Raw genomic sequence first — 22,671 nt, 5'->3', positions numbered from 1 at the left:
GCGATTGCCGGCAACGACCCGCGCGCTGTTCAATACGCCCTGAAACTGTGAAATAGTGCCGGCCTGCCGGCGGGCGGGCGTGATGCAGCGCGGGCCGAGGCGGCGAAGGAGTGAAGCGTGAAAAAATTACTGGTCACCGGCGGCGCGGGCGCCATCGGTGCCGCCACGGCAAAACTCTTCGCCGCGCAGGGCTCCCATGTGGTCGTCGTCGACATGCATGCCGACAAGGCCGAAGAGATTGCGAAAAACATCGGCAACGCCGCCATCGGCATCGGCGCCGACGTGACCGACGCGGCCGCCGTTCGCGCCGCCTTCGACAAGGCGCGCGATGTGTTCGGTGGCGTCGACATCGTCGTCTCCAATGCGGGTGCGGCCTGGGAAGGCAAGATCGGCGAACTGGAAGACGCCACGCTGCGCAAGAGCTTCGAGCTCAATTTCTTCGCCCATCAAAGCGTCGCGCAGAACGCGGTGCGCCTGTTCAAGCAGCAGGGCACCGGCGGCGTTCTTCTCTTCAACGCCTCCAAACAGGCGGTCAATCCGGGTGCGAATTTTGGTGCTTACGGTCTGCCCAAGGCGGCAACGCTGTTCCTCTCGCGCCAATATGCGCTCGATTACGGCTCCATCGGGGTGCGCTCCAACGCCGTCAACGCCGACCGCATCCGCTCCGGCCTCCTGACCGACGAGATGATCGCCAACCGTTCCACCTCGCGCGGCGTCTCGGAAAAAGACTATATGGGCGGCAATCTTCTGGGCCTAGAAGTGCGTGCCGAAGACGTGGCGCAGGCTTTCCTCAACCACGCCCTCGCCGAACGCACAACCGCCGACGTCACCACCGTCGACGGCGGCAACATCGCTGCTGCCTTGCGCTGATTGGGAGCCGCCCGTCGGCCCTTCCAGACACACCAGCTTGTTCTTGCCCTTTCCTTATCCTGACCGCATCCAAGGGCGGGGGAAAGGGCAAGCACCACGCTCTCCGCGCAAACAAAAAGGGCGGCCCGAAAGCCGCCCTCCTTGACCCAGTCGCGCTGCCTCAGTCCCGCTCAGGCAGCGGCATCCAGTCCGGCACCGCCACATCGGCATGGGCGAACTGCGGCATCTTCGCCGAGAGATCGTCCATGTTCTTGATGTCGCCATCGTTGAGCGCCTGCTGCGTAATCAGCGTCGGCGGAACGATGACGCTTGCACCCGGCTCCTCACCCGCCAGAAGCATGGCGAGCGCGCGCACCGAAACCTCGCCCACAACGGCGGGGTTCGTGGCGGCCGTCGCCACCCAGGCGCTGCCCGGCTCGCGCATGGCCGAAATGTCTGCCGTCGAAACGTCGGCCGAGTAGATCTTGATGCTGTCGGAAAGGCCCGCCTCGTCAACGGCGATTTTCACACCCTTGGCGAACTCGTCATACGGCGCGAACATGACCTGAATGTCCGGATTGGCCGTCACCACCGAGCGCGCCTGATTGGCCACCGAGTTGGCGATCGGATTGTCGAGCGTGCCGAACTGCGCCACTTCCTCGATGCCCGGATATTTTTCCTTGAATTCGCGCCAGGTCTCGTCGCGGCGATCGAGCGGTGCGATGCCCGCCACATAGACATAGCCCGCCGTCCACGCCTCGCCATTGTCGGCAATGGCCTGTTCCAGCGCCAGACGCGCCAGATCCCGGTCGGACTGCTCGATCTGCGGGATCGCCTCGTTCTCCACATTCACGTCGAAGGCCACGACCTTGATGCCCGCATCGACGGCGCGCTGGGCCGCTTCCTTCATGGATTCGGTGAGACCGTGCTGGATGATGATGCCATCGACGCCAAGCGCAATCGCCTGATCCACCATGTCGGCCTGAAGGGCGGCATCCTGCCGGCTGTCGAGCACGCGCAGGTTCACGCCCAGCGCCTCGGCCTGTTTCTCCACGCCCGAAAGATAGGCCTGGAAAAAATCGCCCGTGGAAAGATAGCGCACCAGCGCAATCTCCACATCGCCCGGATTGTCGAACGGTGCGGGCTTGTCCTGTGCGCCGGCGGCTGCCGGCAGAAGCATGGTCGCGCCGGCCAGCGCGGCTGCCATCTTGCCAAGAAGTCTGCGTGAAATTTCCATACTCACTCCTCCACTGCCTGTTGCTTTTGAACGGCGCTACCGGGCATTCCTTCCCAGAAGCGCAAAGGTAAATATCAGCGCGATGACGAGCACCGCACCCTTGACGAAATCCTGCGTGTAATAGGGCACGTTCATCATGGTGAGCCCCTGCAGGAGCACACCGACGAACAGCGCCCCGATCGCCGTGCCGAATGCGTTCGGCTTTGCAGCCCCCAGCACCGCAAAACCGATCAGCGCCGCCGCCACCGCATCCAGAAGCAGATTGTTGCCCGAGGCGATGTCACCCCGCCCCAGGCGCGCGGCCAGAAGAATGCCGCCGATGGAAGCAAACACGCCCGAGATCACATAGGCCCAGATGCGATAGGCCTTGACCGGCGCACCGGCGAATTCCGCAGCCCGCGCATTGGATCCCACAGCATACATCATGCGGCCGAACCGCGTGTATTCGAGGAAGAACCAGATCAGGATCGCCAGCACGATCAGCACCACCACCGAGGCCGGCACGAGGTTCTCTATGAAGAGATCGAACCGGTGCCGCCCAAGCGCCAGAAACGCCTGGCTGAACGTGCCCTCGGCGGTCGAGCCGTCGGGCAGCGTCATGCCGGTGGCGATGGAACGTCCCTCGGTCGGGATGCGCTGCAACCCGATCAGAAGGAACATCATGCCGAGTGTCGCCAAAAGATCGGGCACGCGCATGTAGCAGATGATGAGACCGTTTATCAGCCCGACCAGAGCGCCGATGGCGAGGCATACGAGAACCGCGACAAGCGCGTTCTGCTCCAGCACCACCATCACATAGGCGGCCGCCATCATGGAGCTTGTGGCGATGGAGCCGATGGAAAGGTCGAAGCCGCCCACCACCAGCGTCGCCGTCACGCCGAGTGCCAGAATGCCGGTGATTGAAACCGATTGCAGAATGAACACCGCCGCCTGCGGCGAGGTGAAGCCGCGCGTGGCAAGCGAGAAGAAGACGATCAGGCCCACCAGCAGGCTCAGAAAGCCATAGCGGATTGCCAGCTCGCGCAGCGAGCGGCCGTCTTTCGGCTGCGCCAGCGCCTCAGCCGGGGTTTCAACCGGGGTCTTGTCCGCCGTACGGCTGTCCATTCTCTAAACGCTCCCTGCGGGTTCCAGACGCTGGCCGGCCACTTCGGCCAGCAGCCGGTCCATATCCACGTCGGCATTGCGATGCTCGCCGACAATCGTGTTCTCGGACATGACGAGGATGCGGTCCGCTGTCTCCAGCGCCTCGTCCAGTTCGGTCAGAAAGACCAGTGTCGCGCGGTCGCCCGCACTTTCGCGCAGCTTGGCCGCGATGTCGTGGCGCGCGGCAATGTCCACGCCCTGAAACGGTTCGTCCAGGATCAAAAGCCGCGAGGGCTGCGTCAGCCAGCGCGCCACGGTCACCTTCTGCTGGTTACCGCCCGAAAGCGTCGCCAGATCGTCGCGCTCGGAGCGGCACACGATCTTGAGGTCCGCAATCTGCTCGCGCGCGGTCTGCCGTTCGGCCCGCCGCCGCGTCACGCTCATGTTCGAGAAGCGCGGCAGAAACGGCAGGCTCATATTCTCATAGATGTTGAACTCCGGCACGATGCCGGTGGACGCGCGGTCCTTGGCGACAAGGAAAACGCCGTCCCTGACCGCACTCGCCGGCGTTTTGGGCGCATAGGCCCTGCCATCGAGCCGCATGGAGCCGGCAAGCGGCGTATGAATGCCGAACAGCGTTTCGGCAAGCCGCGTCTTGCCTACGCCCACAAGCCCCGTCACCGCCACAACCTCGCCCGCGCCGAGTTCCATGGAAAGCGGTTTCGCGCCCGGTGCGATGCGCAGATCGCGGACCGAGAAAACCGGCGCGCCGGCAGCCCGCGCATCGATGCTGTGAAGGCCGAGATTCTGGCCCAGCATGGCGTTCACCGCGCCTTCATAGTCGAGCGGCTTCTCGTCGAACTGTCCGACGATGGCCCCGTCGCGCAGGCTGACGATGCGGTCGGCCAGACGGCGAATGTCCGACATGCGATGCGAAATATAGAGAATGGCGACGCCGCGCGCCCGAAGCCGCTCGATCAGCGCAAAAAGCCGTTCGGCCTCATTGCTCGAAAGCGAAGAGGTCGGCTCGTCGAGGATCATCACCTGCGGCTCATGCGCCATGGCGCGCGCGATGGCCACCATCTGCCGGTCGGCCAGCGGCAGGTCGGTCACCTCGGCGCTGAGGTCGATCCCGAGCCCCATGCGCTCGGCCACCTCGCGCGCCTCGCGCCGCACCTTTCGTGGATTGAAGAAAAAGCCGCTGCCTGCGCCATTCAGCCGGTCGAGCACCAGATTGCTGGCCACGTCGAGCGCGCCCACCACACCGTCATTGATGTTCTGGTGAACCGTCACCACACCGGCGCGCATCGCTTCTGCGGGAGTGGCAGGAGAGAAGGGTTTGTCGCCCAGCATCATCATGCCACGGTCGGCGCGATGAACGCCGCTCATGACCTTGACCAGCGTCGACTTGCCGGCACCGTTGGCACCCATCAGAACCGTCACCTCGCCGGCGCGCAGGTCGAGCCCCACTCCACGCAACACAGCGTTGGGTCCAAATGCCTTTGTCAGGCCGGCAATGCGAAAGATGGCGTTGTCGCCCATGCTCTCCTCCCAATGTGACGCTAACAGGTAACAAGCATTTGTCAACATGATTGACAAATGACAGAGCCTTGGTAGCGTATCGCCTGAACTGACGGCATGAGAGGGTGGTGGTCACCAGTGTCGGTCTGCGCCTTTCACGCTTCCCCTTTCTGCAGGATCGGGGAGCACGATGAACAGGTTGGGCTCGTGCTTCTTCTCCCTTCCGGAGAGAAAATTTGTGCGGGAACACTGGCAGATACAGGACGCGCGCCATCCATCGCCGGTTCAGGCGCGAAAGGGAGGAGATGGAGAGATGAAAGAGAACGCCTTCGAGGCCCTGACGGTGGAGACCCTGCCGGAGCGCCTTGGCAACATTCCGGAGATTGCCGGCCGCCTCGGCGGCGCACCGGCGGACTGGAAAGTCCGCGAGGTGGGAGACGGCAATCTCAATCTCGTCTTCATCGTCGAGGGCGGCAGCGAAACGCTCATCATCAAGCAGGCTCTGCCCTATGTCCGCTTGGTCGGCGATAGCTGGCCGCTTCCGCTGAAGCGCTCCTTCTTCGAATATCACGCGCTGACCCGCCAGGAAGAGCGCGCGCCGGGAACCGTGCCTGCCGTGCATTATTTCGATGAAACGCAGGCGCTGATTGCGATGGAGTTTCTTTCACCGCACATCATTCTCCGCCGCGCCCTCATCGAAGGGCAGGAACTGCCGAAGATTGGCCGCGACCTCGGCCTGTTCATGGCGCGCACCCTCTTCCGCGGCTCCGACCTTTCCATGAATACCGCCGACCGCAAGGCCGATCTCGGGCTTTTCTCGGACAATGTCGACCTGTGCGACATCACCGAGAACCTCGTTTTCTCGGATCCCTACTACAAAGCGCCGATGAACCGGCACACGCCGGGTCTCGACGCGCTGGTGAAGGAACTGCGTTCAGACCGCGATCTGAAGGTCGAAGCGCAGCGCATGAAGCACCTCTTCGCATCGAAAGCCGAGACCATGGTGCATGGCGACCTGCATTCGGGCTCCGTCATGGTCACGCCGGACGACACGCGCATCATCGACCCCGAATTCGCCTTCTACGGTCCCATGGCCTTCGATGTCGGCATGCTCATCGCCAATTACTGGATGGCCTACTTCTCGCAGCGCGGCCATGAAGAGAATGGCAGCCGCGCTTCCATGCGCGCCTACCTCCTGCGCGTCATCGACGAGACATGGAACACGTTCCGCGACGAGTTCGCCCATCTGTGGCGCACCGAGCGCAGCGGGATTCTCTATCAGGCCGCCCTATATGAAGATCAGGATGACGGGCTTGCCGCCGAACAGGCGCTCAACCATGTAATCCACGATCTGTGGACGGACATGCTTGGCTTTGCCGGCATCGAGATGCACCGCCGCATTCTGGGGCTTGCTCACAATGCGGATTTCGAGGACATCGCCGATGAGAGCCTGCGCGCTTCGTGTGAAGCACCGGCGCTGAAATTCGGCCGCCACATCGTCGTCAATCGCAACAAGATTCAATCGCTCGCCGAGCTCGACCGGCTGGCGGAAGCACTCGATCAGGGGAAATTGTCATGAAGGTTGGAGACAGGCACTACCGCACCATTTGGGTGAATGAGGATGGCTGGTCTGTCGATCTCATCGACCAGCGCTGGCTGCCGCACGAGCTGCGCATCGAAAATGTGCGCACCGTCGACGGCATCGCCACGGCCATTCGCGATATGTGGGTGCGCGGCGCGCCGCTGATCGGCGTCACCGCCGCCTATGGCGTTGCCATGCGCATGCGCGAAGGCGCTTCCGACGCGGCTCTCGACGCCGTGTGGGAGACGCTGCACGAAACGCGCCCGACCGCGATCAACCTGCGTTGGGCGCTCGATGAAATGCGCGGCCTTCTGCGCAAGCTGCCGGAAGCGGACCGCGCCGCGGCGGCCTATAAGCGCGCGGGCGAAATCGCCGATGAGGATGTGGAATTGAACCGCGGCATCGGCCTTCACGGACTGGAGATCATTCGCGGGATCGCCGCCCGCAAGAAACCCGGCGAGCCGGTGAACATCCTCACCCACTGCAATGCCGGCTGGCTTGCCACCGTCGATTTCGGCACCGCCACCTCGCCCATCTATCATGCGATGGAAGAGGGCATTGCCGTTCATGTCTATGTGGACGAAACCCGCCCGCGCAATCAGGGCGCGCAGCTCACCGCATGGGAGATGGCCGGTCACGGCGTGCCGCACACGCTGGTGGTGGACAATGCCGGCGGGCACCTGATGCAGCATGGCATGGTGGACATGGTGATCGTCGGCACCGACCGCACCACCGCCGATGGCGATGTGTGCAACAAGATCGGCACCTATCTCAAAGCGCTTGCGGCGAAGGACAACAATGTCCCCTTCTATGTCGCGCTGCCCTCGCCCACCATCGACTGGACGGTGCATGACGGCGTGAAGGAAATTCCGATCGAGGAACGTTCGGGCGACGAGGTCTCGCTGGTCTGGGGCAAGGATGAGGACGGCAAGGTGCGGCAGGTGCGGATTTCACCGGAGACATCGCCAGCCGGAAATCCCGCCTTCGACGTGACGCCGGCACGGCTTGTCACCGGCCTCATCACCGAGCGCGGCATCGCGGAAGCATCGCCTGAAGGGCTTGCCAAACTCTTCCCCGACCGGGCCAATTCGGACGCTGCGTGAATTTCAGAAAACGATTCAGGAATCGGGGCAAATGCGCTGGTTTTGAATCGTTTTCGGAAAAAACCAGGCGTTTTCCCGAAAACTGAATCGCCGCCGTTTTGGCCCCATCCAGAACGGCGGTTTTCACATCAATAGGGCGTGTCGCCGCCATCTATCGTGATGGATTGACCGCGTATGATCGTTGCCGCGTCGGAAAGCAGGAAGACGATCACACGCCCCACCTCGACCGGTTGGATGTGACGGCCGAGCTGCTGCGGCACCATCTGTTTCATCATCTCTTCGGATTTCTCACCGTCTCCGCCGACAATGAAATCCGCCACGCTCTTCAGCATGTCGGTCGCAACACCGCCAGGACAGACCGCATTGACGTTGATCCCGCGCGCCGCCCATTCGAGCGAAAGCGAGCGGGTGAGATTGATCACCGCGGCCTTCGAGGCGTTGTAGCCGGCCATGTTGGGATAGCCGACCTTGCCGGCGTTTGACGCGATGTTGACGATGGCCCCACCCTTACCCATCTGGCGCGCGGCGGCCTGAGAAGCGAGAAGTACGCCCTTCACATTGACCGCCATCTCAAGATCGATGTCGTCACCGGTGAGCTTGTCTGCCGGCCCGAGCCGCACGACGCCGGCATTGTTGACCAGCCCGTCGAGCCGGCCCATGCGGGCGACCACCTCGTTGAAGGCCGCGTCCATACTGGCGCTGTCGGTCACATCGCTTGCAGCCGCCATGACATTGGGCTCACCGCCGAGATCTTTTGCCGCCGTTTCGAGTTTCGGCCCCGGCAGATCGAGCAGCGCAACGCGCCCGCCTGCCTCGATGATCGCTTGAGCGATGCCCCGGCCTATACCGCCGGCTGCCCCGGTCACCGCAATGACCTTGCCTTCAAATGTTTTCATTCCAAGCCCCTGTCTTTCCTCGGAGCACACCTCACAGGTTGAGTCCGATTCTTGTTGTAATTGTTTGTTTCAGTTTTGTTTTTTACCAGGTCGACCGGGCGCTGACGCCGCCATCGACGGTGATGTTGGCACCGCTCACCCAACGCGAAGCCTCGGAGAGAAGGAAGAGCGCGGCGTCGCCGATGTCCTCGGGCTGGCCAAGCCGGCCAAGCGGCGCGGCCTCCTTCCAGCGGGCCACCCCTTCGGGCCATCCCTCCTCGATGCCATCGCGGTGGATCAGGCCGGGCGAGATGGAATTGACGCGGATGCCAAGCCCGCCAAGCTCCAGCGCCGCCGCCTTGGTGAACATCAAAAGCGCGGCCTTTGAGGCAGCGTAATGGGAATGGCCGGGCGCCGGCTGGTGGCCTTCGATGGAGGCGATGTTGACGACCGCGCCACCGCCACCCCGCGCCTCGACATGGTCGGAAAAGGCGCGCGTCAGCAAAAACGGCGCGCCGGTGTTGATCGCCATCATCCGCGCCCAACCTTCTTCGTCGATCTGTCTCAACGGCTCGACGGGCTGGAACCCGGCATTGTTGACCACGCCGTGAACGGCCTCGAAGCGCTCCAGCGCCGATGTCATGAGCGCCGCCACCTCGCCGGTCTTAGACAGATCGCCGCCTGCTGCAAGAGCTCTGTCCCCAAGCTGCCCGGCGAGCGTTTCGGCTGTCTCGCGATTGCCGTGATAATGGCAGACGACGTTCGCGCCCGCCTCATGGAGCCGCCGCGCAATGCCGCCACCGATGCCGCCGCTTGCACCGGTTACGATGATCGTGCGGCCCGAAAGATCGAGCAGCCCGCTTACGGGTGGAATCGTTGCAACCATGATCAGGCTCCTTTCAGCGCTGGCAGGAGACGTCCAAGGATCGCTTCGATCTTGCGTCCCGCGATCTCGGCGTTGGCAAAGACCTCTTCAATCGTGTCGGGCTGCTGGTCCGGCCCGCCGGTCGCCTTGTTCGTGATCGCCGACAGACCGATGACCGGCAGATCCGCATGGGCGGCGGCGATGACCTCGGTCACCGTCGACATGCCGACCGCATCGGAGCCCGACGCGCGGTAGTAGCGGCGCTCGGCCGAGGTTTCGAGCGACGGGCCCAGAACGCCAGCGTAAATGCCTTGCCGCACGGCAATACCGGCCGCGTCCGCCGCCACGCGCGCGCACTCAAGCAGTTCGGGCGCATAGGCCCGCGACATGTCTGGAAAGCGCAGACCGATGGCATCGTCGTTCGGTCCCACCAGGGGGTTCAAACCGGTGAAGTTCATGTGATCCTCGATCAACATCACGTCGCCCGGTTCATAGTCGGGGTTGAGAGAACCGGCCGCGTTGGTGACGATCAAAGACTCGGCACCGAGACGCTTGAGCAGGTAGACGGCCAGCGCGATGTCGCGCGGCGACCAGCCTTCGTAAAGGTGGAGCCTGCCCTGCATAATAATCACACGCCGGCCATCCAGATCGCCGATCACGAACGCACCCTTGTGGCCGGGCGCTGTCGAGACCGGAAAGCCTTCGACTTGCGCATAGAGGATTGTCACCGCGTCTTCGACGCGGTCGGCCAATTGCCCCAGCCCCGACCCCAGCATGATGGCGACGGGCGCGGGAGTCCCCACGCGCCCGACGATAGAGGCATGGGCGCGATCAAGGCGTGCGAGCTGACTTTCGCTCATTCCGGTTCTCCTAAAAACGGTGTTTCGATCAGGCCACGGTGGCGGCGATGCGCGGCGCGAGCTGCGCCACCTCCTCCATCGTGTCCTCGATTGCATGGCGAGTGAGCACCCCATCGCGCACCACCTGTTCGCCACCGACAAACACGTGTCGTATGTCGGAATTCGCGGTGGAGTAGACGAGATGCGTAACGGGATCGAACATCGGCACTGCGTGCGGGCGTTTCACGTCGATCAGGATCATGTCGGCCAGCTTTCCCGGCTCCAGACTGCCCAGCCTGTCGGCCGCGCCGAGCGCGCGCGCTCCGGCGGTGGTCGCCATGGCCAGCGCCTTGGTTGTCGCCACGGCGTCGGCACGCTGGCTTGCTCCCTTGTGCAGGGTCGCAGCCAGACGAAGCGCCATCCACATGTCGAGATCGTTACCGCTGATGGCACCATCGGTGCCAAGCGCCACATGGACGCCGGCTGCCAGCATGTCTGGAATGCGGGCGATCCCGGACGCCAGTTTCAGATTCGATACGGGATTGTGAGAGACGGTCGTGCCCGTGCGCGCCAGAATGGCGATCTCTTCGTCGTCGAGGTGAACGCAATGGGCGAGCGTGACCTTATCGTCGAGCAGGTCCAGATAGTCCAGATGGCGAATGACCGAGCTGCCGTAACGTCCCTCCACATCCGCCTGCTCCGCTTTGGTTTCGGCCGCATGCGTGCTGAACAGCCCACCATGCCGGTCGGCAATGGCCCTGGCGGTTTTGAGGTTTTCCGGACCGACGGTGTATGCACCGTGGGGCATGGTCGCCGGAAACACGTCGTCCACGCCGGAGAACGTTTCGAAGAAGGCCTCGGCCGCCGCAATGCGGGCATCGAGATCGCCGCCGGTCACGCCCGGACCATCGAAAAAAATACCGCCGGTGGAAACCCGCATGCCCACCTTGCGAGCGGCGCGCACGGTTTCCGCCGGATACCAGAACATGTCCATGACACTGGTAACGCCCGACAGGAGCAATTCGGAGAATCCGAGAACGCTGCCCAGATACGATGTCTGCGGATTGAGTATGGCGCCCTCGGCCGTCCAGACCTTTTGCAGCCATGGTTCGAGCGGCAGATCCTCGACCAGTCCGCGAAACAGGCTGTCGGCGGCATGGCAATGGCTGTTGACGAGACCCGGCATAAGAATGTGCCCGCTGCCATCGATGACGGTGCGGGCCTGAGCTGCCGCGTCCTCGAGGTCCGCACTGGCTGCAACCCTTGTAATCCGGCCATTCGTGACCGCGACACCGCCATCCCTCAGCACCGTGCCATTGTCGTCGCAGGAAACGACGATGGCATTCCGAACAACCAGATCGACGGTCATGAAGCATCTCCTTTGGTGCGTTTTGCCCGCCACCATGACAGGGCAACCAGCACGATAAGGGTCGCCAGATACGGCATCATGTCGGTAAATTGCTGGGCGAGCCCCAGACCCTGCACCCGGAAAGAGAGACTGTCGACCGCACCGAACAGAAGCGCGATGAAGAACAGTGGCCAGGGACGGCCGCGTGTCAGAAGCACCGCGACCACGGCAATCCAGCCGCGTCCGGCGCTCATGTTTTCAACGAAGAGATTGACATTGGCGATGGAAAGCTGCGCTCCGCCCAGCCCGCAAAGCGCGCCGCAGGCAACGAGAGCGAGAAGCTGGACCCGGCGCGGGCTGACACCGCCGGCACGCAGCGCCTGCGGGTTTTCACCGGCAGCGCGAATACGCAGACCCAGCCGATGGCGCGCAAGAAAGATATGAAGAAACGGAACGCAGGCAAGTGCCAGATAAAAAAGCGGCGACTGCCCGCTCAGGATCGGACCCAGCCACGGAATGTCCTCGATCAAGGGCAGGCGCACCGGCGCGAAGCCGGCAATCGCCGGATCGCTGAACGCGCCGGTGACGTCGAAAATGGCGCGCAGAAAGAAGGTGGTGAGCCCAGCGGCCAGAAGGTTGATGGCAATGGAAACGACAATGGAATCGCCGCCGCGACGCAGATTGAACTCGGCGAAGATCAGGCCGAGCGCCATGCCCGCCGCCACGGCCGCCAGCGCCCCGATATAGGGCGTGCCTGAGAAATAGGCCCCGAGAACCGCCGCAAAAGCGCCGACCAGCAGAAAGCCTTCCAGTGCAATGTTGAACACGCCGGCACGCTCGCACAGGGCACCGCCGAGGGCAGCCAGGAGGATGGGTGTGACGAAGCGCGGTATGGAAGCGGCGAAAGAGGGATCGGCGATGAGCTCAAGCATGGCCGTCTCCATCGCCCCTGGACGACGATAGCGCGCCGGAAACGCGGCTTGCCACGAACAGGATTATGACCGCCTGCACGACGAGGGCGATCTCCTTGGGCACGCCGGCGGCGCGCTCCATGCCGGCGGCGCCCGTCTGCACCGCGGCGAAGAAGAAGCCGGAGATCGGCACCGCCCAGGGCACCATACCGACCAGAAGAACGGCGATGATGCCGGTCCATGCATAAAGCGGCTGCACGAGCATTCCGTCGATGTAGCGATGGTGAATGCCGAACACGGCAATGGCGCCGACCAGACCGGCGATGGCACCGCTGAGCGCCAGCGTCTGCAGGGTAAGCTTGCGCACCGGCAGGCCCACCGTACGGGCGAAATCGGGAGACAGGCCGTTCAGTCGCGTGTGATAACCGTGGACGGTCCAATAGCTGTAGACGAGCGCGAAGGCGGCGGCGACCGCCGTAAACAGGATGCCCATGTCGAGCCGTGTGCCGGGAAAATAGGCAAGCCAGGTTTCCTGGGGGACCAGATGCGACTGCACCATGCCCGACTGCACGTCGCGGAATGGATGCGCCACCAGATAGGATGCGATGTAGCGGATCGGATAATTGAGCAACAGCGACCCGACCAGCAGCGGCACCCCCATGAAGAGCTGCAGAATGCCGGCAAGCAGGGCCCAGAGAGCGCCCGCCAGCATGGCCGAAGCGATGGCAACGGCAAGCACCAGCATGGGCGGACCTGGCAACAGCACGGCCACTAGCGCCGCAGTGAGACCGCCGGCGACCAATTGTCCCTCGCCGCCAATGTTGAAAAGGCCGGCGCGAAAGCTGAGCATGACGGAAACGGCCATGCCGACGATGAGAGCGGAACGGCTGAGAGTCGCCATCAAATAGGCGTGGCGACGGCCGCCGAAGGCCCCATTCCAGAAGCCGGACAACGCCTCGCCGACCGGGGCGCCCACGAAAAGCAGCAGTGCCAGGATGATTGCCGCGATCCACAGGATCGTGAATATCCACGGCAACGCTTCGCGCGATATCGTTTTCGCGTTCGACATCAAGCGACCTTTCCGAGCGCGTCGGCGGATTTGGACGTCATCAACGCCCCCACCCGGTCGCGACTGGCCTCGCCGCCCGAAACGTCACCCGCGATGGCTCCGTCGTACATGACCAGAATGCGGTCGGACAACGCGATCACCTCATCGAGTTCGGTGGAGACCAGCAGGATCGCGTGCCCCTCGTCGCGCATACGCATCAGCTCACCGTGGATGAAATCGATCGCGCCGATATCCACGCCCCAGGTGGGGTTTTCGGCGATCACCAGCGGACTGTTGCGCGACAACTCCCGACCCACCACGAGCTTCTGCTTGTTGCCGCCGGACATGGTGGCCGCCGCTGCGCGCGGCCCCGCGACCCTTATCCGATAACGCTCGATGAGCGATCTTGCAAAATCGGCCATGGCACCGTGCTTGAGGAACGGCCCGGCGGCGAAGGCGTTTCGATCGTCGTGTCCGGCACCAGCGTTCTCGCTGACCGAAGCCCCCAGCGCCAGCCCCATGCGCTGCCTGTCCTCGGGAATATAACTCATGCCCTGTCGGCGGCGGGCTTCGACATCGAAGGCCACGATGTCTTTCCCGCACAGGGCGATGGACCCGGAGACCGCCGGCGCCAACCCGGTAAGCGCGCGCACGAGCTCGGACTGTCCGTTTCCGCTGACCCCGGCGATGCCGACGATTTCGCCAGCGCGCAATTGGAACGAGAGCGGACCGACATCGCGGCCGCGCCGCGCGACCACGATCTCATCCACAGCCAGCACGACCGCACCGGGCTCTTGAACCCTGCGCGTCCGCGGCGCAGGCAATTCTCCACCGACGATGCCGCGGGCGATCTCTTCCTTCGATGTGTCTTCCAGCGAGGACGACGCCACGAGATGCCCGGCCCGCATGACGCTCACGCGGTCGGCAATCTCCATGACCTCGTCGAGTTTATGCGTAATCAGCACAATCGCTTTGCCCGCCGCGCGGAAGCTGCGGAGCGTGGCGAAGAGCCTGTCCTTTTCCTGGGGAGTGAGAACGGCGGTCGGTTCATCGAGGATGAGAAGCTCGGCCTCACGATAGAGCACTTTGAGGATTTCCACGGCCTGCCGCTCGCCCACGGAAAGACGCCCGACCAGCCGGTCGTGATCGACCTTCACGCCATGGGTTCTGGCGATCTCGTCGAGCCGGGCGCGGGCACGGGCGAAATCGACGAAGCCGAAGCGGCCCAAAGGCTCCGCGCACAGGACGATGTTCTCCAGCACCGTCATGTGCTCCTGCAACATGAAATGCTGGTGCACCATTCCGAGGCCACGCGCGATGGCCTCCTGCGGCAACGTCCAGCGACATGGTGCGCCATCCACCGAAATGCTCCCGGATGCCAAGGAGACAAGGCCGAACAGCGCATTCATGAGCGTCGACTTGCCGGCGCCATTTTCGCCGACCAGCGCATGAATCTCGCCCGGCGCGATGCCGAGCGAGACATTGTCCACCGCCGTGACCGGACCGAAACGGACGGTGACGTTGTTGAGGGCGACCTGCATTGCGCGTGTGGCTCTACCGGTGCCCTATTTGGCGAACATCGGATCTTCGAGCTTGAGCGAACCGTCTTCGATCTGGCCCGCGACCTCGCGCATTTTCGCCGCCACCTCCGGATGATCGGCAATAAGGCATCCGCTGTCGGCCACCTCATCCTCTTCGAGCGCGATGGTGGAAACACCGCCCTCCTTCAGCCCGAGCGCCATGGTGAGCTGCTTCTCGCCATCGAGAATCGCCCCGATGGCCTGGACCATGGCGTTGTCGACCCGCTTGAGCGTGACATCGACCACATGGCCCGGCGCATTGGGGCACTGGTTCACATCGACGGAGAACACGTCGAAATCGTTCTCCTTGGCCGCCTCGAAGACACCGAAGTCGCCACCGGACGTGGCCGTGAAGATCATATCGGCGCCGGCGGCGTTCATCGCCACCGCCTGCTCCTTGGCGCGCACCGGATCGGCGAAGGGATTTTCGCCGCCGACCCAGCGAATGTCGACCGACGCATCGGAATTGACCGACCTGACGCCGTCGGCATAGGCATCCGTGTAGCGGTGCAGGAAGGGAATATCGAGCGCGCCGACCACGCCGACCTTGTCGCTTTCGGTGAGCATGCCGGCGGCCACGCCGACCACATAGCTCGCCTCATATTCGCGGAAGACGGCGCAATGCACGTTGTCCGGCCGGTCATCGATGCACTGGTCGACGATGAGAAACTGCGTCTCGGGCGCGGTGGGCGCGACCTGCTTGACGATATCGTTGAACTCGAAGCCCAGAAGGACAACGATGTCGGCACCCTCGTTCACGGCCGCGTTGACATTTTCCAGCCGGTCGGCGGCGGTGCGGCTTTCATAGGTCTCGACATCGGCGCCGTATTTCTCCCCGGCCTCCTCGATGCCGGCCTTGCCGAGCTTCAGGAAGGCATTGACGCCGATCTGATCGGGAGAGACGTAGACAAAGAACTTGTCCGCTGCCGAAGCCGGCATCGCCAAGGCCGTTGTGCCCAAAAGTCCCGCCGCCAGCCAGTTCCTCCAACCCGTCATGAACGCTACTCCCTGTTTGAACCGATTTCGGCGCCATAGTGAAGCACGGGCCGGACTTTGACAATTGTCAGGCGAGCTGATCATTGTGGAAGGCGCTTTAATTCGAGGTTATTTATGTCCCCTTCATGGTTTGTCGAAAATGCCGGCCAGGCGGAGTTCTGGACCGAGGAGCGCTGTTTCATCACCGAGTTGATGAACACGCCCGCCTCGCCCGACACCTCGCTGGCGGTCGCCCGCGTAGAGGCCGGCGTGACGACACAGCTTCACCGGCTTGAGGGCATTTGCGAGCGCTATGTGGTGCGCAAGGGTGAGGGAATTGTCGAAATCGACGGGGTTCGCCAGGCGCTCGCGATCGGCGATCAGGCCGTCATTCCGGCAGGAGCGGCCCAGCGCATCACCAACACCGGAGCCGGCGACCTTGAGTTCTACTGCCTCTGCACGCCGCGTTTCAGACCCGAGACCTATGTAAATCTCGAAACCTAGAGCGTTTCCGCTTTTCGTTGAATCGCCAAAACGCTCTGTCTTGTTGTTCTTGCGCAATTCCGAACGGAGAACCCGTGTCCACTTTTCCGGGAATTGCGCTAGGCCATTGCTCAATCGGCCATGACGCCCTCGTTCGGCTGCAATCGCTCAAAAAAAGGCCGGCCTTTCGACCGGGCCATAATTCCAGATAAAGTTCCGGCAAGCATTCTTGCGGGAGGCCTTGCATCCGCAAAGACTGTCAGGACTGCATTTCGCGTATCTTGTAAGCGACCTCGGTTCTGTTGGTCGCGTTCAGTTTCTTCATGATGTTGCGAATGTGCACCTTCACCGTGCTTTCGCAAAGCTGCAACTCATAGGCGATGATCTTGTTGGCCTTGCCGCGCCGGAGCGCTTCGGCGACTTCAGCCTCGCGGGCGGTAAAGAGATTTCCCAGCCCAACCACGCGGCTGCTGTTGGAATTGATCACATCGCGCATGGCCAGAACGCCGCTGGCCGGTACGAACACACCGCCGGCCCTTGCCAGAAGAATGGCTTCCGCCGCGACGTCGACGCCCACATTGCTGGGAATGTATCCCTTGGCGCCGGCCTCCAGCGCCTTGAGGATTTGCCCGAGATCATCGGTATCGGCGATGACGATAACCGGCTGGTTCTCGAACTCTTCCGCGAGATCGTGGATTTCACCGCAGATGCCCTGTTCGGTTATCTTGCGGCTTCCCACGATGAGAAGCACGGCTTTTGGATAACGCCCTTCGGAAACCTTACGCCATTCCTCCGAAGAACCGACCGCGACAATATCCAGTGAAGAATTCCGCGTCTCGAGGCTGCGAGCCAGGCATTCCCTGTCGAGCACTCGCGGATCGATCAACAGGACAAGCTCACGGTCGGTGTCGACGCCTGTCTCGTCCCAGTCTTTTTGAGCTGACGCCGCCAAAGCGCTGCTTGAGGCATTTACTATTCCATGTAAGTTGCTTCCCTGTCCTATTTTTGCGTGTTCCATGACACATGCTCCCCAACACTCACCCAAACAAACCCCAGTGATATTGGAAATACGCAATATTGTTCTTGCGATAGTCTTTTGTTTACGCACCAACCCGTCCGCCGACGTAACTATCGGCGGAGTGCCCCGGTACGAGGCCCCCAACAGGATTATCACTTGGAGATTTATTATCCTCACAGTTGAGGATAATTTGCATTAACATGGATCAACTTGGCGCAAGAATCATTCAATATGAGTATAAATCGGAAATGATTATTGCGAGTTGCAATTGAAACAAAAATCTCGTTAAAATTGCACAATCTCGACGATGGCTTCGCCAGCATCGGACCTGAAACTCGATCCAGGGAAGCCAGCGCGCCGAGCGCTTTTGAGTTGCAACCCGGCAACCGATCTTGGGTATTATACCCGATGAACCGCCCGGTCAGGCAAGCACCTTCCGGATGTTAACCACAGTCATTTTCAGTTTTTTGGTTGCAGCTTCGGATGAAGCTCAGGAATCGGCCGGTGCCGCAAGCGCCAGATAGGCTCCGTCAAAGCCCGTGGCTTCGATCAGTCCGGCACGGTTCTGAAAGGTCACCACGCCACCGCGAAACGAAACATAGCCGTTTTCGCGCAATTTCCTGAGAACGCGATTGACGTGTACGACCGAGAGGCCGAGCGCGTCACCGAGATCGATCTGGGTCAACGGACAAGCAAAGGAACTTGCTCCCTGCCCTTCATACATGCCAACACGCAACGACAGTTCGAGCAGAAGATGAGAAACCCGCTCAACGGCGCCACGACGGCTGATATTGACGAAGTGTTCGGCGGCACGCGCATACCGCCGCGCCATCCCCTTGAGAATGAACTCGCGTACGTGCCGGGGATAGGTCGACAGGTTCTCATAGATGGCTCCGGGAAATTCGAACAACGTCACCGACGTCAGCGCCCGGACCTCCTCGCGGGCCCATTCCGTGCTGCCCACCGTAATCACGTCGCCCATCAGGGAGAAGTCGACCACCGTCCGCGAACCGTCTTCCAGTTCCTTTCCGTTGGAGACCCAGCCGGAAACGACGAGAAGCACAGCCCGTTTCTGACCGTCCATGTCGGCGATGGTGTCTCCGGTGGAATAGATGCGTTTACGCAAGCCCGAATGGTTGGCCTTGTTCGCGCCAAGGCCAAACACTCCACGCGCTGTCTCAGCTTCCAGATAGTGGAGAATCTCTCGATAGTTTTCGGTGCCCCGAACCGACATGCCACCCCGCTTGTTGTGCCCTTCTCCGCTGGCAGACGCACCTTTTTGGCGATCTGACGCAGTCATGGGGCATGAACCCAAGGTTTAAACGCCTTATCCACCACTCGGGTTCCGCGAAGCGGTTTCCAGCCCCCTTCAAAGCTCCCCGAACTCTGCCATAAGGCGATAAAAATATTTGACAACAAAACCTTACGCCCAAATCACAAATGCGTTAGCTGATATGGACTTCGCCCATACTGGCGTGCGCCGCTTCGCGGAAAACGCGTCGTCCATCATACCGCTTCGCGGCGACGATGCACTCCCTCTTCGAGCGGCCATCATGCCGGTTCACACACTCGACTGTGCCGCAGGCTTTCAAGATCGTTCGCCAAGCCTGCGACCGCCATCCGCGCATTCTGGACGCATCGGCGCTGTTTTCCAGGATCGACACCCTCATTCAAGGTCGTCAGAATGCGTTCTCCAATGCTTGTCACGGACCCTTTGTGCGCCGAAATGAAGAACGGTTCACGGTCGATCAGATCGAAAAAGGCCTCCACCTTCTGATCCCATCCAAGCCCAATGGGAGGCACACCGAGCGCATAGGCCGTTATGCACGCATGCAGGCGGTGCGCCACCACCGCATCGAAACGACCGAGCAGCGAAACCAGCTCTTCCGGGGACGCCGGTCTTTTCGCGAAGTCGCAGCGTTGCGGATCGGTCCCGCCCGTTCTGGAGAACAAAGCCCGTATCCGCTCCAAAGACGATTGATCTTCCAGTGCGCCATTGGTGAAGAAGAGCACGTCGCAACCCGCCTGCAGCAACCAGGCGGCCAGTGTGCGATATTCCTGGTCCGATCCCAAAAGTATGTGCTCGGCTGCAACACTCGCATGCCGTCGCAGAACGAGCGGATGGGTCACACACAAACCGACCAAAGGCCGTGTACGGGGTTTCCGACCCACTGTGACCTGTTCCAAGGTCAATGCGGGATCGGGCGCGAGAACCGCCGCCGGCCCGGCGCCGAAATGACCCTTCCAGTTTTGCAAGGCTCCCTCGTCGCGCACCGATACATGAAAGACATCGCATGCACGAAGCTTTTCGAACAGTGTAGCGGCACGCGGCGACCATTGTGAGCCGACGCCGACGGCGTATATCCCCACCGGGCATTTTTCCTCACGGCAGAGTTCCAGCACCTGCCCGATTTTCAACGGAAAATTCAGATCGTCGTCCTGGAAGAGATTGCCGCCACCGATAATCACGGCATCGGCGTTCGCGATCCTTTCTCGCCAAACAGTTCTCAAAGCCGCAAGCCGCCTGCCAAGGACACGCTCGACCATTGCCCGGCGAACCGGCGGCGGCATCGCGCTCAAGAGGCGCAGAGCGCCTGAGCGCCGGCGGGCTTGGCCCCCATATGCGGTGCGTCCCGCCAGATCCACGGTTTCGACCTGGGCACCGGGCAAAGCGGTGCCAAGCTGCCGTTCCAGACACTCCGCCAGTATGCCATCGCCGAGGTTTGGGCTGAAGCGGACGTTGAAGACGACGATCCTCATCGCACGATCTCCGCAATGCCGGGCCGAAAGGCTTGCACGCCCACCGGCACGCTGCGCATTGCCGCCGCCGCGCCGGCCAGAATGAAGAACAGAAGACCGAGGTCGTAGACCGTACCGGAAATCATCGCCTCGCAGAGCCCGGCGAAGATCCCGGCCTTTGCAGCGCGCATCGTTGCGTATTCGTATCGTTCCGAACCGCTCCTCATCATGAGCGTGTTGCCGACGAAAAGAGCGAACAGGATCGTGCCCAGAAGACCGACATTGGAAAGAAGCACGAGCGCGTAGCTGGAGGCCCGCGCGCTGCCTAGCCCCGCACCCCAACCCCACGTGTCGAGAAAAACCTGAAACGCCACCGCATTCCATTGCATACGCTCGCGGGCGGACTGACTGTCGAGCTTCGAGTAAAGCGTCTCGTCCAGAAACGTCTGCACGCCCCTTGCAAAATCGGGCGCCAAGACCAGAACCAGCATGAAGCCCAGCGGAAGACAGAACAGCGCGAGCGCAATGGCACTCGGCCGCCCCGTCGCACGCCCCCCTCGCGAGATTGGCAACGCGCGCCAGGAAAGGAAGATCATCGCCATCGCCAGGCTGACCAACGCGGTCGTCGAGGTCGACAGCAGCAGCGCAAGCAGAAGCAGCCCCGCTACGATGCCCGTCGTCAACGAGCGCATCCGATCGAGCCACAGGCTGGCGGTGAATGCAAAGAGAACGACGGTGAAGCCCGCAAATGCCGATGCTTCGGGAAATGTACCCGAAATGCGCTTGAAGCCCGCCTTTTCCGAACCGGTTAGAAGCGCATAGTTGGCGGTGCGGATGGAATCGAAAAGATAGGCTGTGCCGGTGCGATAAGTGATGACGTCCAGCAAGGCGAAAGCAAGATTGACCATGGCCAGAACGAGCATTGCATTCACCACATTTCGTGCCGTGCCACCGCATTTCAGATACGCGAAAGTGAAGGCAAAGCAAAAAAGCCCGCCCAGCGCATAAACCGTTTGGGTGATGTTGTTGCTGGAGAAAGACAAGGGCACGAGATCGATGATGCGATGGCCTGCCGAGGAGCGCAGAACGATCATCGTTTCCGTGACGCCGTCCAGAATGCGGGGAAAGAAAAGGGCCGAAAAGACGCCGTAAACCGTAAGCAGGAGAAGCCAGATGCCCGGTGAGGACGATGAGACAGCGGCCAAGGCCGAACGCTCGCCGTGAGCCATGAACAAACGCAGGCAGTAAAAGGCGAGCAGCAGGCTGGGGACGAGAACAGAGGCACCGCCCAATCCGGGCACATAAAAGGCTGCTGCAGCGCCGAAAAGGGTCGACAGAACGATGACGTAAAAGGCCATTCGCGGCGGTGCCAACAACAGCACGCCCCCCAGCACAAGCGACAGAAAACCCAACAATTCTATGCGCATCGCGCGCCTCACCCTATAGCCGCACAAGCGGCGCAAACCCGGTTGAGAATACCATGCAAGCGATGGAGCGTCCCGTTCCACGGGATACCACTTATGGCCAGTGGAGCGGCAATTGGTTGAGTTCCGGGACACAGCCTCGCGATGATATTCTGGCTGCCGGGAGGTCACTCTGTTGCCATTCGCTTCAAGCACATCGCACTGTTGCACACTGGCCATCGGCATTGCGTTGGCGATGTCTTTCGCCATCGCTTCTGTCTCTTCTCAGGAACGCCTTGAAACGGAAGCCGACCGGTTGACGATGGACGCGATGCGCCTCTCTTTCAACGAGGACTTTTCCAGCCTTGACGTTTCGGCCTGGGGACCGGACACCCGCTGGATCGCGCACACGCCATGGTCGGGCGATTTCGGCGGCGCGCGCTTCGCCGACCCCGGCGAGCGCTCTCCTTTCCGCATCGAGGACGGCAATTTGCGCATCGAAGCGAAACGGGACGCAGAGGGCGACTGGCAATCGGGACTGCTTGCCTCGGTGGATCCAAAAGGCGACGGATTCGCCCAGCAATACGGCTATTTCGAAATGCGCGCACGCCTGCCGGAGGGTCCGGGCGTCTGGCCGGCATTCTGGCTGATCGGTAAGGACCGGTCGAAATTCACCGCCGAGATCGATGTGATCGAGTTTTACGGCGACAAGCCGGACGGCTATTCCTCGGTCGTCCATGTCTGGCATCGCGACGGGCGCCACTATTCGCGCTTCAACCGCAACCCCGTCTTCAAGGAGGCCAGCCCCGGCGATTTCCATACCTACGGCGTCAAGATCGACCGGGACTGGATCCGCTTCTACTTCGATCGCGCGTTCATATGGAAAACCGAAACCCAGGAAGAGCATCGCCAGCCGCTCTACATTCTGCTCAATCTCGCGCTTGTCGACGGACCGACGAAGGACGCGGCTCCCGATCCCTCCCACATGATCGTCGATTACGTGCGTGCCTACCGTCTCGATTGATGGCGATGACAGTTCCAAGGCTAATGCTTTGGGATAGGCATTCCCCTCCTGTCACCGACCACATCGCCGAATGGCCTAATTACGGGAAAACCTAAGACCTCCGGTCGATTCAGGTGTCATCCGGATGGCCATCTGTTCCTTTGCGGGCGTGCGTGGAATTCTTTCTCTCGAAGGCATGAGAACCATTT

19 protein-coding genes and 1 pseudogene are annotated in these 22,671 nt (G+C 61.9%); 5 read left to right on the top strand and 15 right to left on the bottom strand.

Annotated elements, in window-relative coordinates; translation table 11 throughout:
* Positions 1-120: 120 nt before the first annotated feature.
* Positions 121-870: pseudogene (locus tag QZ638_RS07220) on the top strand (SDR family NAD(P)-dependent oxidoreductase); the annotation flags it as partial.
* A 160-nt stretch (positions 871-1,030) separates the two neighbouring features.
* On the opposite strand, the gene QZ638_RS07215 reads toward QZ638_RS07220, so the two are convergent.
* The 3 genes from QZ638_RS07215 to QZ638_RS07205 are packed head-to-tail and all read right to left on the bottom strand — an operon-like array spanning position 1,031 to position 4,711.
* Positions 1,031-2,086, bottom strand: a complete 1,056-nt coding sequence (locus tag QZ638_RS07215) for a substrate-binding domain-containing protein (RefSeq protein WP_295808409.1) — start codon at positions 2,084-2,086, stop codon at positions 1,031-1,033.
* Positions 2,087-2,122: 36 nt separating this feature from the next.
* Positions 2,123-3,190 (bottom strand): ABC transporter permease, encoded by a 1,068-nt coding sequence (locus QZ638_RS07210; protein ID WP_295808407.1) that lies wholly within the window; start codon positions 3,188-3,190, stop codon positions 2,123-2,125.
* Between the two features lie 3 nt (positions 3,191-3,193).
* A complete protein-coding gene (locus tag QZ638_RS07205; RefSeq protein WP_295808404.1) occupies positions 3,194-4,711 on the bottom strand; it encodes a sugar ABC transporter ATP-binding protein in 1,518 nt (505 codons plus the stop codon).
* A 292-nt stretch (positions 4,712-5,003) separates the two neighbouring features.
* Between QZ638_RS07205 and mtnK the strand changes: the two genes are divergently transcribed.
* A complete protein-coding gene (mtnK, locus tag QZ638_RS07200; protein WP_295808402.1) occupies positions 5,004-6,269 on the top strand; it encodes an S-methyl-5-thioribose kinase in 1,266 nt (421 codons plus the stop codon).
* A complete protein-coding gene (gene mtnA, locus QZ638_RS07195) occupies positions 6,266-7,375 on the top strand; it encodes an S-methyl-5-thioribose-1-phosphate isomerase (protein ID WP_295808400.1) in 1,110 nt (369 codons plus the stop codon). Before mtnK ends, mtnA begins: the two co-directional genes overlap by 4 nt.
* A gap of 128 nt (positions 7,376-7,503) precedes the next feature.
* On the opposite strand, the gene QZ638_RS07190 is transcribed toward mtnA, so the two are convergent.
* The 8 genes from QZ638_RS07190 to QZ638_RS07155 form a co-directional block, all read right to left on the bottom strand.
* Positions 7,504-8,271 carry an SDR family NAD(P)-dependent oxidoreductase gene (locus QZ638_RS07190; protein ID WP_295808397.1) on the bottom strand — a complete coding sequence of 256 codons (768 nt, stop codon included), beginning with the start codon at positions 8,269-8,271 and terminating at the stop codon, positions 7,504-7,506.
* Positions 8,272-8,353: 82 nt separating this feature from the next.
* On the bottom strand, positions 8,354-9,136 hold the full coding sequence (locus QZ638_RS07185; protein WP_295808395.1) for an SDR family NAD(P)-dependent oxidoreductase: 783 nt from the start codon (positions 9,134-9,136) through the stop codon (positions 8,354-8,356).
* A gap of 2 nt (positions 9,137-9,138) precedes the next feature.
* Positions 9,139-9,975, bottom strand: a complete 837-nt coding sequence (locus QZ638_RS07180; protein ID WP_295808393.1) for a purine-nucleoside phosphorylase — start codon at positions 9,973-9,975, stop codon at positions 9,139-9,141.
* Positions 9,976-10,003: 28 nt separating this feature from the next.
* Positions 10,004-11,323 carry an amidohydrolase gene (locus tag QZ638_RS07175; protein WP_295808391.1) on the bottom strand — a complete coding sequence of 440 codons (1,320 nt, stop codon included), beginning with the start codon at positions 11,321-11,323 and terminating at the stop codon, positions 10,004-10,006.
* A complete protein-coding gene (locus QZ638_RS07170) occupies positions 11,320-12,234 on the bottom strand; it encodes an ABC transporter permease (RefSeq protein WP_295808389.1) in 915 nt (304 codons plus the stop codon). The genes QZ638_RS07175 and QZ638_RS07170 overlap by 4 nt, the downstream gene beginning before the upstream one ends.
* The gene (locus QZ638_RS07165; protein ID WP_295808387.1) at positions 12,227-13,282 is read right to left on the bottom strand and encodes an ABC transporter permease; all 1,056 of its coding nucleotides are present in this window, start codon (positions 13,280-13,282) and stop codon (positions 12,227-12,229) included. The genes QZ638_RS07170 and QZ638_RS07165 overlap by 8 nt, the downstream gene beginning before the upstream one ends.
* A complete protein-coding gene (locus tag QZ638_RS07160) occupies positions 13,282-14,802 on the bottom strand; it encodes an ABC transporter ATP-binding protein (RefSeq protein ID WP_295808385.1) in 1,521 nt (506 codons plus the stop codon). Before QZ638_RS07160 ends, QZ638_RS07165 begins: the two co-directional genes overlap by 1 nt.
* Positions 14,803-14,826: 24 nt before the next feature.
* Complete coding sequence (locus QZ638_RS07155; protein ID WP_295808383.1) at positions 14,827-15,837, bottom strand: BMP family ABC transporter substrate-binding protein; 1,011 nt, start codon at positions 15,835-15,837, stop codon at positions 14,827-14,829.
* A 114-nt stretch (positions 15,838-15,951) separates the two neighbouring features.
* Between QZ638_RS07155 and QZ638_RS07150 the strand changes: the two genes are divergently transcribed.
* Positions 15,952-16,320 (top strand): cupin domain-containing protein, encoded by a 369-nt coding sequence (locus tag QZ638_RS07150; protein ID WP_295808382.1) that lies wholly within the window; start codon positions 15,952-15,954, stop codon positions 16,318-16,320.
* A gap of 238 nt (positions 16,321-16,558) precedes the next feature.
* On the opposite strand, the gene QZ638_RS07145 is transcribed toward QZ638_RS07150, so the two are convergent.
* From QZ638_RS07145 to QZ638_RS07130, 4 genes are all read right to left on the bottom strand, one after another.
* Positions 16,559-17,317 carry a response regulator transcription factor gene (locus QZ638_RS07145; protein WP_295808411.1) on the bottom strand — a complete coding sequence of 253 codons (759 nt, stop codon included), beginning with the start codon at positions 17,315-17,317 and terminating at the stop codon, positions 16,559-16,561.
* Positions 17,318-17,807: 490 nt separating this feature from the next.
* On the bottom strand, positions 17,808-18,551 hold the full coding sequence (locus tag QZ638_RS07140) for a Crp/Fnr family transcriptional regulator (RefSeq protein ID WP_295808380.1): 744 nt from the start codon (positions 18,549-18,551) through the stop codon (positions 17,808-17,810).
* Positions 18,552-18,868: 317 nt separating this feature from the next.
* The gene (locus QZ638_RS07135; protein ID WP_295808379.1) at positions 18,869-20,077 is read right to left on the bottom strand and encodes a polysaccharide pyruvyl transferase family protein; all 1,209 of its coding nucleotides are present in this window, start codon (positions 20,075-20,077) and stop codon (positions 18,869-18,871) included.
* Entirely contained in the window at positions 20,074-21,483 is a 1,410-nt protein-coding gene (locus tag QZ638_RS07130; protein WP_295808377.1) for a hypothetical protein, read from the bottom strand. Before QZ638_RS07130 ends, QZ638_RS07135 begins: the two co-directional genes overlap by 4 nt.
* 172 nt (positions 21,484-21,655) lie before the next feature.
* Between QZ638_RS07130 and QZ638_RS07125 the strand changes: the two genes are divergently transcribed.
* Positions 21,656-22,483, top strand: coding sequence for a glycoside hydrolase family 16 protein (locus QZ638_RS07125; RefSeq protein WP_295808376.1), 828 nt, complete (start codon positions 21,656-21,658; stop codon positions 22,481-22,483).
* The last annotated feature ends 188 nt before the right edge of the window (positions 22,484-22,671 follow it).

It is taken from the genome of uncultured Nitratireductor sp. (assembly GCF_913053745.1).
In the GTDB taxonomy this organism is placed as follows: Bacteria; Pseudomonadota; Alphaproteobacteria; order Rhizobiales; family Rhizobiaceae; genus Nitratireductor.
The sequence above is the reverse complement of the archived record's forward strand: the minus strand, read 5'-3'. Positions and strand labels throughout refer to the sequence as shown.